At 43.8% G+C, this 12524-nt stretch carries 11 protein-coding genes; 6 read left to right on the top strand and 5 right to left on the bottom strand.

Features of this window, described 5'->3' with window-relative positions:
* Window positions 1-103 precede the first annotated feature (103 nt).
* From DEO27_RS04610 to DEO27_RS04595, 4 genes are read left to right on the top strand one after another with little or no spacing between them, the layout of a single operon-like run.
* On the top strand, window positions 104-1000 hold the full coding sequence (locus DEO27_RS04610) for an NUDIX domain-containing protein (RefSeq protein ID WP_112576018.1): 897 nt from the start codon (window positions 104-106) through the stop codon (window positions 998-1000).
* 4 nt (window positions 1001-1004) lie between these two features.
* Window positions 1005-2420, top strand: coding sequence for a nicotinate phosphoribosyltransferase (locus DEO27_RS04605; RefSeq protein WP_112576059.1), 1416 nt, complete (start codon window positions 1005-1007; stop codon window positions 2418-2420).
* Between the two features lie 30 nt (window positions 2421-2450).
* The gene (locus tag DEO27_RS04600; RefSeq protein ID WP_112576017.1) at window positions 2451-3353 is read left to right on the top strand and encodes a ribose-phosphate diphosphokinase; all 903 of its coding nucleotides are present in this window, start codon (window positions 2451-2453) and stop codon (window positions 3351-3353) included.
* Between the two features lie 59 nt (window positions 3354-3412).
* Window positions 3413-4843: a DUF2971 domain-containing protein gene (locus DEO27_RS04595; protein ID WP_112576016.1), complete on the top strand. Its 1431-nt coding sequence runs from the start codon at window positions 3413-3415 to the stop codon at window positions 4841-4843.
* 386 nt (window positions 4844-5229) lie between these two features.
* On the opposite strand, the gene DEO27_RS04590 is transcribed toward DEO27_RS04595, so the two are convergent.
* The 4 genes from DEO27_RS04590 to DEO27_RS04575 form a co-directional block, all read right to left on the bottom strand.
* Window positions 5230-7635: an outer membrane beta-barrel protein gene (locus DEO27_RS04590; protein WP_112576015.1), complete on the bottom strand. Its 2406-nt coding sequence runs from the start codon at window positions 7633-7635 to the stop codon at window positions 5230-5232.
* 212 nt (window positions 7636-7847) lie between these two features.
* Window positions 7848-8783: a hypothetical protein gene (locus tag DEO27_RS04585; protein WP_112576014.1), complete on the bottom strand. Its 936-nt coding sequence runs from the start codon at window positions 8781-8783 to the stop codon at window positions 7848-7850.
* A gap of 213 nt (window positions 8784-8996) precedes the next feature.
* A complete protein-coding gene (gene cynS, locus DEO27_RS04580) occupies window positions 8997-9440 on the bottom strand; it encodes a cyanase (RefSeq protein ID WP_112576013.1) in 444 nt (147 codons plus the stop codon).
* Between the two features lie 113 nt (window positions 9441-9553).
* Complete coding sequence (locus DEO27_RS04575) at window positions 9554-10804, bottom strand: DUF2130 domain-containing protein (protein ID WP_162996933.1); 1251 nt, start codon at window positions 10802-10804, stop codon at window positions 9554-9556.
* Between the two features lie 259 nt (window positions 10805-11063).
* Between DEO27_RS04575 and DEO27_RS04570 the strand changes: the two genes are divergently transcribed.
* Together DEO27_RS04570 and DEO27_RS04565 are read left to right on the top strand one after the other, a co-directional pair.
* On the top strand, window positions 11064-11462 hold the full coding sequence (locus DEO27_RS04570) for a hypothetical protein (RefSeq protein WP_146750160.1): 399 nt from the start codon (window positions 11064-11066) through the stop codon (window positions 11460-11462).
* A 172-nt stretch (window positions 11463-11634) separates the two neighbouring features.
* Window positions 11635-11850: a hypothetical protein gene (locus DEO27_RS04565; protein WP_112576011.1), complete on the top strand. Its 216-nt coding sequence runs from the start codon at window positions 11635-11637 to the stop codon at window positions 11848-11850.
* Between the two features lie 79 nt (window positions 11851-11929).
* Here the strand turns inward: DEO27_RS04565 and DEO27_RS04560 are convergent, their stop codons facing one another.
* Window positions 11930-12505: a YceI family protein gene (locus tag DEO27_RS04560; protein WP_091210822.1), complete on the bottom strand. Its 576-nt coding sequence runs from the start codon at window positions 12503-12505 to the stop codon at window positions 11930-11932.
* Window positions 12506-12524 lie beyond the last annotated feature (19 nt).

The following is a 12524-nucleotide window of genomic DNA, read 5'->3' as shown; positions in this document are numbered from 1 at the left end:
AGCTGTTACTGATACCAAACCCCCTCTCTCAAAAAAATCAAAAAAATAATTTGCGTATTAAAAACACATATTTATATTTGTGTATAATTAACGCAAAATAGAAATGAAGACAGGAGTAATTATAGCACGCTTTCAAACGCCGTACCTGCATGAGGGTCACAGGCAACTGATAGCACAGGTTAAGCAAAATCATGCCAAACTGATTATACTGCTGGGCGTTAGCCCTATAAAAGGCAGTCGCAAAAACCCTTACGACTACTACACGCGTGAAAAAATGATTAAAAAGGACTATCCTGAAATTGTGGTACTGCCCATCGGCGATAATCCGAGTGATAAAATATGGTCGGATAATATGGACAACCTGTTGAAAAGTGTTTTCAATGCTGAGCAGTTTTGTTTATACGGCAGTCGCGATAGTTTCATCCCCTATTACAGCGGCAAATTTGAAACCATCGAACTCCCCGAGCATGGCGATTACAACGCCACCGAACTTCGTAAACAATACGCCGATAAGGTTTTTGATTCAAACGATTTCCGGGCGGGCATCCTGTACGCTTACTATAATCAATATCCTAAGGTATACCCTACCGTTGATGTAGCCCTGTTCAGGAATAACCGCAGCGAGATATTGCTTGGCAAAAAAGCCATCAACAATAAATGGCGCTTTGTAGGCGGTTTTACCGACCCGGAAGATACCTGCTACGAAGATGCCGCAGAACGTGAGCTTGCCGAAGAATGTGGCGAAATGCAAACCACCGCCATGCAGTACGAAACATCGGCCAAAATAAATGACTGGCGCTACCGCAGCGAAGCCGACAAGATCATTACCCTGCTGTTTAGTTGTGATTTTATCGGCGGAGAGCCAAAGGCCCAGGATGATATTGCCGACCTGGCCTGGTTTAAACTTACCGATCTGCCTTTAATGATAAAAGACGGCTCCATTAGCGAAGAACACATTGAATTGTTTAATTTCATCACCGGCAAATACCTTAAAAACTAAAGCCATGAAAAAAGAGAATTTGATTCTTTTAGCCGACGCATATAAATACGCCCACCATAAGTTTTACTACCCCGACACCACCAATATTTACAGTTACCTGGAAAGCCGCGGCGGAATGTTCAACGAAACCGTTTTTTTCGGTCTGCAATATTTTTTGAAGGAATACCTGCAAGGCCCAGCCTTTAACCAGGTTGATTTAGATGAGGCCGACGAATTTATGAAACAGGTTTTCGGTCGCGATGATGTGTTTGACTGCAGCAAGTTTCAGTACATATTAGATAAATATAACGGTCAGCTGCCGGTACGCATCAAAGCCGTTGCCGAGGGCAGCAGCGTACCCACCGGTAACGTGCTCATGACCATCGAGAATACCGATCCGGAATGCTACTGGCTCACCAACTTTTTAGAAACCCTGCTGATGCAGGTTTGGTACCCCTGTACCGTGGCCACACTGAGCCACGAGGTTAAAAAAGCAGTTACCCAATATTACGAGGAAACCGCCACACCCGAAGCCTTTGGCGGGATTGGTTTTGTGTTGAATGATTTTGGTTTCCGTGGGGTGAGCAGCGTGGAGAGCGCTAAACTGGGTGGAGCCGCCCACCTGCTTAGTTTTGCAGGCAGTGACAACCTTGCAGGCTCAGGCATGGCCATTAAATACTACCATGCCGATAAAGTACATGGCCTGAGCATTCCTGCTACTGAACACAGCATTTGTACCCTGCTTGGGCAGGAAGGTGAGCTGGAAGTATTTAAGCACGTGCTGCGCAGCTTTCCCACCGGTGTTATAGCCTGCGTAAGCGACAGCTTTAACATTTTCCGTGCTTGCAGTGAGTACTGGGGAGAGGATTTGAAAGAAGAGATCCTGAAACGTGATGGCACACTGGTAATCCGCCCCGATAGCGGCGACCCGGTGATGACCCTGCTGGAGATTTTTAAGATCCTGTTTGATAAATTCGGTTTTACCACCAATGTTAAAGGTTATAAAGTGCTGCCTCCACAGGTTAGGGTGATACAGGGCGACGGCGTTAATTATACCGAGATAGGTGTAATTTATAAAGCCCTTAAAGCAAACGGCATAAGCGCCGAAAACCTGGTACTGGGCATGGGCGGGGCCTTACTGCAAAAAGTAGACCGCGACACTCAAAAATTCGCCCTGAAATGCAGCAGCGCCGTAATAAATGGTAAAGAAGTAGCTGTAGAAAAAAGTCCGGCCGAAATGGATGCCCATGGCAACATTACCACCAGCTTTAAAAAGAGCAAAGGCGGCAGACTTAAATTGGTAAAAACTACGGAAGGTTATAAAACCATTAACGAGGATGAACAACCAGAACTGGCCGACCAGTTACAAACCGTTTTCGAGAACGGCCATATCATTAAAGATTTTACTTTTGAGCAGGTGATTGATACTTTAAATAACTAACCAATTCATCTGCTTTCAGCTTTATAGAAAATGAAAAAACTACTTTTTGCCATAACCGGATATGAATACCTTGCCGAAAAAGTGCTTGCCCTTGGCACCTGCGAACGCGGAGAAATTGAAGTAAGCCACTTTACCGATGGCGAACGTTACCAGCGCATCCTCTCTAACGTGGAAGGCCGCGAAGTGCTACTTATAGGCGGCACCGTGAGCGACAGCGCTACGCTTGAACTTTATGACCTGGCTTCATCCCTGGTGAGCTATGGCGCCGATTCGCTTACGTTAGTCATCCCCTACTTTGGCTACAGCACCATGGAACGCGCCGTAAAACCCGGCGAAATTGTGACTGCCAAAACCCGCGCCCGCCTGCTCTCGGCTATCCCCAAATCAAACCGGGGCAATAAAGTGATGCTGTTCGATCTGCATAGCGAGGGCATCCAGTACTATTTTGAGCAGGACTTGTACCCTGTACACGTATACTGCAAGGATATTGTAATTGAAGCAGGCACCCGCTACGGCGGCGATAACTTTGTAATGGCCAGCACCGATGCAGGCCGGGCCAAATGGGTGGAATCATTGGCTAACGACATGGGCGTAAATGCCGCCTTCATCCTCAAACGCCGCCTCAAAGGCGACCATACCGAAGTAAGCGCCATTAACGCCGACGTAGCCGGAAAAACGGTTATTATTTATGACGATATGATCCGCTCAGGCGGCAGCATCGTAAACGCAGCACTGACTTATAAAAATGCCGGTGCCGGGGATATTTATGTAATAACCACGCATGGCCTGTTTGTTAACGATGGCATTGGTAAGCTAAAGGCTTGTGGGGCTATTAAGAAGCTCATTTGTACCGATACGCATGTGAATTGCAAGGATTTGGAGGGCGATGATTTTGTGGAGGTGAGGACTGTGGCGGGGTTGATTTGTGGGTGAGGGGAGTATTAATCGCTTTTATATAATGTAACTACAAATGATACTTAAACCGATATTACATGAACGAAATTTACCGCTTCCGAAGAATTGAAAATCTTTTAGGGCAACATCAGGAGTTGGTTAAGCAACAGATATATTTTGCTTCTCCTGATCAACTAAATGATCCTATGGAAGGATATCAGGATATTTTTTGGAAAGGAGACCAAGTCGTATGGGAAAACTTTCTAATCAATTATTTGCGTTGTGTAAGCCACATTTTCTTTTTGTATTTACTATTGGGTGAGTCTAAAAAGCTCACACCCGATGATTTACCACTTTACCCTTATGGAATCAAACAAGAAACGCCACAAAGTTTAGCCTTTTTTCAAAAAACAAAAGCAGCCTTTTTTAAACATAGATTTATTAACACTTTACCTGGTGTTCTGGCAGATCGAACCTCCCCAATGCGCCGCCGAGAACTATCTCCTTATCTTTCTTTTGTTCAACATTATGCAGTAAACACAGTTTCTGATCAGTATTTTCAAGCTGGATTGAGCGACAAACGCTTGTTCTATCACGATGTACCTGAAATGGATAAACATCTTTCAAGAAGCCACATATTGGTTAAGTTGACTAATCGACTTGAAAAAAAGCTTATTGGCGTTACTAATTCTGCTGACCTTATTTTCTCTATTGCTGATCAAGTTCGCAAGCAACATTCACTCGCTGTGAAATACAATGATATGAGTTCTGAACATTTGAATTCCAATGCGTATTTCTTAACAATGGAGTTACCCGACATTTTTTTAGATAAATTGGAAAAGATAATGTTTTCTGATTGGTATTCAGCATCGTTTCTTGGCAATTGTACAAATTCAGCGATTTGGGGCCACTATGCTGATAATCACCGTGGAGCTTGCTTAATTTTCTCACCTGACCGTATCGAAGAACAAATAACTTTGAATTTAACTAAAGTATGTGACAATAGCGAGGCTGTCTCAACGAGTGGACTGCGACCACATTATTTTCAAAAAATCGAATATCACAATAAACACGTTGAAATAGATTTTTTCAAATCATTAGGTCGAGCACCTTTGCATACATTAAATTATCTTTGGTATAAAAACAGCAGTGGAAAAACAAGTATTTGTGCCATTGATATCGACACGGACAAATGGCGTAAAGAATATTGGGAAAACTTCAAAAAAGCATATTCGGTAAAGCTTGAAGAATGGGCATATGAAGAAGAATATCGCTTAGTCATAAATGACATCCTTTACGAATACACAGATCCTGCTAATCGGAAACTAACGTACGATTTTCGGCAATTAAAAGGCATTATATTCGGCATGAAAATGCCCCTCACAGATAAACGGCAAATCATAAAGCTTATTCGCGAAAAGTGCGCAGCCCAAAAACGGGAGCAATTCGAGTTTTATGAAGCCTATTATAATCAATCTACCGGAAAAATAGATAGGTTTAAGTTGGATTTGTTCAATAAAATTCTATAGCCTTCAGGTGGTGCACGCATGCCGTATTCCTTTCAATCAGCTTTTAATGCCCAACTGGCGCGAGTATGCAGCGCGGGCAAATGCGCAGCGCCCCCCACTGGTCGAAGTTTAGCGTTAGCGTAACTTCGTCCTAAAATTATTTAAGCTTTCAGCTTAACCTGCAACAACGGCAATTCCTTTATCACAATTCCGGCCACACAAGCAAAATGCTTACATAGTTTTGGGTCGAAGTTACGCTAACGCTAAACTTCGACCAGGCTAAGTACTCGCCCCACGCCCCCAGCGCTCGATACTCGCGCCAGTTACAGCACGCGTACCACGAGTTTCCATATTCACCGCGTCGACGATGGTTTAATGGCATTTATGAAGAATAAGAGCACCTATCCTTACCCATTCCCCACCCGCTGCATTTCATCGGCCGCCCCGTTATCACGCTTAACCGTTTTGTAGGTTTTGCCGAAGCGATAGGTAAACGCGAGCACCACCACGCGGCTATCGCGCTTGATCTTAAAATATTCAGTGGCGTTGGGAAACTGTGTCAAGCCCTCCATGGCGTTGGTATAGAATATATCGCGCATACTCAACTTCAGGGTAGCTTTCTTTTTAAATACCGACATGCCCAGTCCTGCCGACATCTGCCCGGTAGGATACAAGCGTTCCTGCACATCGTTGCGGGCGCGGGTGGTATAAAAGCCCGATAACTCGCCTGTAAAACGTTTGCCAATGGTAAACTGATTGCTGGCGTTGAGGTTAAGCTGGTTAATATCTGATGTATAATGATTGCCGTTAAAACCGCTCAGCTTTTTGTAATTGTACAGTGCCTGTGCTGTAAGTGTCCACCAATTGGTAGGCGACGCGGTTATAGCTTCAGATACCCCGATAATATACGTGTGCCCCACATTTCCCTGCGTATAGAGCAAAATACCTGCATATGCAGGATCGCTCAAAAATATCTGCGAAAAGTAATTGCTGATGTTACTGTACGATACTGTGGTAGTAAGCAGGTTTTTATATTGATGGCTCAGCTCCAGATTCCAGCTGTATTGCGGCAAAATGTAAGGATTGCCCGTTTGATAAGTGTACTTGTTAATGATAAAATAGAACGGGTTGAGCGTTTGGTAAACCGGGCGATCAATACGGCGGCTCACGGTAAAAGTAAAGTTATTAGCGGTATCAGCCTGGTAACTGAAATAGCTGCTGGGGAAAAAACTGCCATAGTTGCGTGAAAAGGCCGAATCTTTTTGAAGCGCATTACCCATTTGACGGGCATGATAATCGGTGTGCTCATAACGCAGGCCTACCTGGTAGCCAATGGCCTTGTGTTTACGCTCCAACAGCGCATAAGCTGCATGGATATTTTCACTGTAAATGAAATGGTTACTGCGGGTCAAATCATCTGTCCATTGGCCTGAAACAAAGTTTTGATAACCGGCGGAGTTGTCGGTACTGCTGTGTGCCGATTTCCAGCCCAGTTGAATTTGGCCGTCGTCGTTTGTTTTAAGTGTATAGTCTGCTTTGCCTGTGAATATCGTGATGCCCGTGGTGATTTTAGCGCGCGTCAGTTCGTTATAACCGCCGGTGGTTTGCAGGCGGTTGTTAAAATTCTGGTCGCTGGTAATGTCGTAGTGCAGCCAGTCGGCATCAGCGCTGATGTCCTGGCTTTTGCTGATGGCATGACGAAGGTTCAGGCTTACCTGTCCGTTTTTAAACCGGCTATTGTTGGCGTTATCGGTAGCAATGACAGAATCTGCCGTGCCAGCCGGGTTAAGCCAGCGTGCCGAAGCTGTATTGTTACCCTTGCGATGGATCATAGTTCCCCCAAGCATAATGCCAACCGTAGTTTTGGGCGAAACGTCATAATCCAGCCCTGCTTTGGCGGTGTTATTCAGCAGCGTGCCGGTGAAGTGTGAAGGCTGCTCCAGCGTTGAAGTGGTTACCCCGCCAGCGCCGGTGTATTTGCGCAGCGCGTACAGGTTGGTAAGGTATTTCTGATCGCTGATATTATAATTAAAGAAAGTGCTGATGCGCCCCTCGCGATAATTCAACGTTAGTGTATTATTGGTTTTGAAATAAACACCCTGCGCCACGGTAGCCGAAACAGATCCGTTAAAACCTTTCTGTCGGTTCTTTTTGGTTTTAATGTTAATGATACCAGCGTTGCCATTGGCATCATACCTCGCGGTGGGATTGGCAATCAGCTCAATCTGCGCTACCTGGGTAGAGCTCATGCTGCTAAGCAGGTTATTCAGATCGGCTCCGGAGAGATAGGTTGGCTTGCCATCTATCATCACCAGTACCCCTGGCTTGCCTTGTAAAGAGATGCCGCCATTACGGTCGACCATCACACCGGGTGATTTCTCCAACACTTCCAATACCGTAGCCCCCACGTTGGTTACCGAGGCATCAACGTTTACAATCACCTTTCCCTGCTTCACTTCCACCGGTGGCGTTTTGGCGGTGATGCTCACCTCTTTCAGCTCGGTGCTAAGGGGTTGCATGCGGATGGTGTCCTGCTTTATATTATCCGCGATAGTGTAGCTGCGTGTAATTTGGGGCTGATAACCGGTATAAGTTACCGAGAAGCTAAATGCTCCCTGCGGAATGCTCTGAAACCTGGCCCGGCCATGGGCATTACTTACGCTCAGGCTTACCTGCCTGTTAGCCTGCATCAGTTTAACAGTAGCGCCATCGGCAGGCTGGGCATTTTCTTTAACAACTATCAGCGTAAACTGCTGCGCAAAGCCGCCAGTGGGTAACAGGGCCAGTAAAAAGAATAAAAGCGTACGGGTCATTCAGTCAATCCTAATAATTCCGTAAGATAATCAGGCTGAGGATGATGTTTGTAATTTAAGATGCGAAAAATATACGTGAAAATCACTTTTTTATGTTGCTATTTTCTTTTACTCCGCGGGTACACGCGTGCATCTGCAATAAAAGTCGCCTCTTCACACAAGCTGACGAAGCTATGCTTCGTCATATACAGAAGAAAGCACAAACTAATCAGCTAAACCTCTTCACCTTTATCGCTTACCCTTGCCAACCTCACACGAAGCTGTTCACGAAGCCTGAAATTTTTATAGGAGTATATAGTACCCAAAACAATAGCTGCCATCACAAAAACATTCCAATAAAAATATTGATGCGATGGGTGATGCAACACCATAGGTAATAACGACATGGCATATGCCGGGGTTAGTTTAAATGACACTAACCGCAACATGAGGGTTACGGCTACAAGATCCAGCAATGCAGCCAGGAGCAGATTATTCAAAAAATACAGGCTCTGAATGCCGATATAAGCAGCCAGGCTTAGGCAAATTACCTGCTTATAAAACATCTTGAAGGTGTACTCCTCTTTATGCATCGATTCATAACCCACCACCAAAACCGGCGGAATAGCGGCTATATACATCCAGCCATTTTGCGCGCAGATGAGCACCCAGGCCGATACAAAGATGATATATAGAATATTATCCTGTGGCCTTTGTCTTTTTGAAACCATTGGAGCCGGCAATGCTTCGCGCTTTGCATAGAGACTTATAGCCAGTATGAACGTCAGCGTCAGAATAGAGAAAATAAAATATACTGATGTAGCATTGGTTATAACAGGCAGCAGACCGGTTGCCAGCGCCGGGGCCAGGCCGCTCCTAAACACACGAAGGGTTAACAACACAAACATCACGGCCAATATGAGTTTTGCTGGCAGGTTAACATCTAACCTGTTGATCACAAACCCACCTATGGCAGTTATAGAAGGCAGAAGAAAAATATGAAGCGGCTTAGCTAACCATGCCGAATTTTGATGGATCAGGCAGCCAATAGCAAGTGCGGCCATTTCCGGAAGTATAATTTCTTTATCGTTAAAAATAACGGATGCGCCAATCATCATAAATATCAAGGCGTATCCAAATGCGCTTTTAAGCGGCAGTATCTTTTTCATTGTAGAAGAACTATGACTAAATAGTATAAACGGGGTAAGGTCAAAATAAAAGCCCCATAGCACTCGCTGCATGGGGCTTTAAAACCTAAACCTTATCACAAATCAATGAGTGCTTGGGGCACTCAGAAATTATTGTGTAAAATTAACACATTCACAGCAAACGGTCTAATAAAAATTAAAACCAATAGGTTTAAGTACTCAAACAGAAGGCTTTTACCACTTTTTAAACGGCAGGAATTTACCTTCCATAACCACTTTGACACGGTCGCCGGCAGGGTTTTCAACCTTGCTGATATCCATGGTAAAATCAATAGCGCTCATGATACCGTCGCCAAATTGCTCGTTGATAATAGCTTTCAGCGTTGTGCCATACACGAGCAATAATTCATAAAAACGGTATTGAGTTGGATCTTTAGGCGGCATCTGATCTAAGGAGCCCCTGTCAGGAATTTCCTGCAAAGAAGCGATGATTTCGGCATCAAGGTCAAGCAGTTCGCCAATTTTTTCGGCTTCATGTTTTTCCATTACAGCCTGTCCGTGTAGTGCAAGGGTTGTCCATACCAGGCTCCTGCCAATAGCGTCGGCCAATGCCTGGTATTTTACTTGTTTATTTTTGATCTGCCTGATGATGATTTCAGTGGCGATTACTCTGTTCATTTTGCTTTTCTTTTTAAAGTCAAAATTAGCGGTTAATCACCTGTAACTATGGTGCTTTTCAGGCAAGTAATGGTATTAATCAACGATTATGATAGTTTGACATAAAAGCAACATTATTCCAACAACAAGGCATCCTCATCATCAGTAAGATTAAGCTGAATAGTATCGTTGCCTGCTATACCTTCAATGCTGCCGCGGATGTGGGCCGCGCTTAACAGCACCTTATCCAATTGCTTTTCCCGAGCTTTCCAGAGTTTCTCCATAGCATCACGCTCGCGTTGGATAGACTGACGCATACTCATATAGCCTTCACGAATAGCCTTCCATTGTTCCGAAAATTCGCTGCTGGTAAGGTAATCATATAGGAGGTGCATTTTATCACCTTTATTATCCTGTGACTTGGCCAGGTTCGAGAGCTTCATTACCCCGTCCCTTAAAATATACGACACGGCTTTCACCTCATCAAAACTGCAGATCCACACACCGTCACGTTCGCCAAAGCAATCCATGCCTTTCGGGTAGCATTGGGTTACAATAACAGCTACATCAACCCCCATGCTGCGCATATCCTTCTTCAGTTTCTCAATCCAATCCATCGAAAAGGCATTGGTACGCTTGCTCTCGTAAATGATCTTGCCGCACTCCTGCCCAAATTGGTTGCGTACGGTTTGCACACAGTCGGCACCGCGTACGCCCTTCCCTACCTCGCTAATAATATCAAACGGAAAATAATTACGCAAAGCTTCTTCCAGTATCAGTTCCTGTACTTCACCTTGCAGTTGCATCGAGCCTTGTTCGGCTTTACGTTTCATTTCGTCGGCCAGTTTCTTTTGGTCTTCGAGTTGTTTCTCCAGTTCCTTAACCTTCAGCTGATATTCAGTATCTTTTATATTATGGCGTTCGGCTTCCTGCTTGCGGATCTGTTCGGTAAGTTCATTCCGTTGCTCCTGTAGCTTACGTTGTACGGCCAGTTCCATCTCTTCTTCCTTCTGCTTCAACTGGCTTTCCCGCTGTAAAAACTCCAATTCTTTCTGGCGGGCTTGCTTTAGCTTTTCTTCAGTTTCAGTAGCTGAGTTTTTGAGTAAAAGCAATTGGTTCTCAAAATCCTCGCTTATGGTTTTGCGCAGGTTATCTTCAAGTGTTTGCTGCAACTGCTTTTTTTCGTTGTTAAGTCGTTGTTCAAAAGCAACCTGTTGCTGGCGCTCCTTGTTTAAAAACTCCTCATCCTTTTTGCGGTATTCCTCCTCTTTTTGACGGGTATAATCCATCATTTTAACCCTGAGTTGTTTTTTATACTCTTCGGCCATTACCTCTTCTATCGGAAAACCGAAACCGCAACTTGGACACTTAACTTCTGTAGCCATATTATTTATGTAAAAGCTAAAAGCAGAATGCACGAAGCATAAAGCTATTAGCTTAATGATATTATTAAATTACCTTATGTGAAAGTAACTGATAGATTCTGTTTAAAAGGAAAGTTTTTCCCGGAAACCAAAGATAGGGAATTTACGTTTAGCATATAAAAACAGTAATGCCAGGCTTTATTAACATTATTGTAACAAAATGAAACTATGATGATAACAATCTATTGCAATTGCCGTTTATATTGCCGAAGTTTATAACATGCAGATATTGAGAATAGGAAAGGTAATGTGGAGTCATGATTATGACCTGGGCACATTAGGGGTGGCTAACGACGGAGGCGCATTATTTGCATTTACGGCACCGCCACACCACCATACCGGCGAAATTATACTTACCCCTAAAAGTATTGTACTTGATGGCGATGGCTATGAGCATATCCCGCTCGACAGCCTGGAGCAGCTGTACTTAGGATTCGATGAGTTTTACAAACGCTCGATGGTGCGCAGCAGTGGACTATTCTGGCAACCATTGAGGCTGCGTTACAGGCTTAAAGAAGAATTGAAAACATTATATCTTATTGTTGACCATACCCTTTTTGGCGCAAAAAACCAGCTTTGGTTTAATATCCTGAAACAATTGGTATCCCGCAACGCCTAATTTACTCTGTTTTTCTCCCGGGCATCTAAAACAACACTCTAAAAACATCCAGTTAATCAACAGTTTAGCAATACTGGTTGTGAATATACCTCATTACAGGTATTTCATAAAAGCACGAATAATGGCATATTTGCAACGCTGAATTGCACTTAACACCTGTTATCACTTTTTTATGAAAAAACTCGGATTCCTGAGGCTATTCTCTTGTTTACCCCTCATTGCCATCATTATTCCGGATATTACCGAAACGTTTATTAATCCCGACTTTAAGATACCTTTTATTCATGTTATTTCCGGCGCGGCCCTTGTTGCCATCATCGGTATTTGCACATTAATAATCCGTCGTCAAAAAAAGCAGGAAATGAAAGTTCAGTACCAGCGTTCCTAAAACCGGACGTCCCATACCTTAATAAAACAAAAAAACGGCGCGGATTATCCGCGCCGTTCCTGTTAATATATTTTTCAAATTATTTGGCTTTGCCAAACTCACCGTTAGCTTTAATAGTTACTTCGTCGCTTACCATAGCGTTACCGAATTTTGAACCGAAGTTAAAGTCAGAACGTTTGATAGTACCGGTTAACTGGAAACCTGCGTCGTCAGCTTTACTCATTGGGTTTTGGATAGTACCACGGTACCATAAATCAAATGAAGCCGGTTTAGTTACACCGTGTAAAGTTAAGTTACCGGTAAGTTTGTAGTGCTTATCAGATGTTTTGGTGATAGCAGTGCTGGTGAAAGTAAGGGTTGGGTAAGTAGCTACATCAAAAAAGTCAGGGCTTGTGATGTGTTTATCGCGCTGATCGTTATCAGTACTTACTGAAGCTGTTTGTATGCTGATCTGGAATTTAGCATCGCTGAAATCCGGTTTAGCGGCAGTGATAGTTGCATCGTAGTTTTTAAATATACCGTCAACGTCAGATACCATTAAGTGAGTTACAGTAAATTTAACGTTTGAATGCGCTTTGTCTACAGACCAGGTAGTTTGCGCTGATGCTGCCGTGTAAGAGAATGCTGCTGCTAACAGGATAAGAATCTTTTTCATTGTTTTAATCTTTAAATTT

It is taken from the genome of Mucilaginibacter rubeus, assembly GCF_003286415.2.
GTDB classification, from domain to species: domain Bacteria; phylum Bacteroidota; class Bacteroidia; order Sphingobacteriales; family Sphingobacteriaceae; genus Mucilaginibacter; species Mucilaginibacter rubeus_A.
Note: the sequence above shows the minus strand (reverse complement) of the source record. Positions and strands in the feature narration are given on the sequence as shown.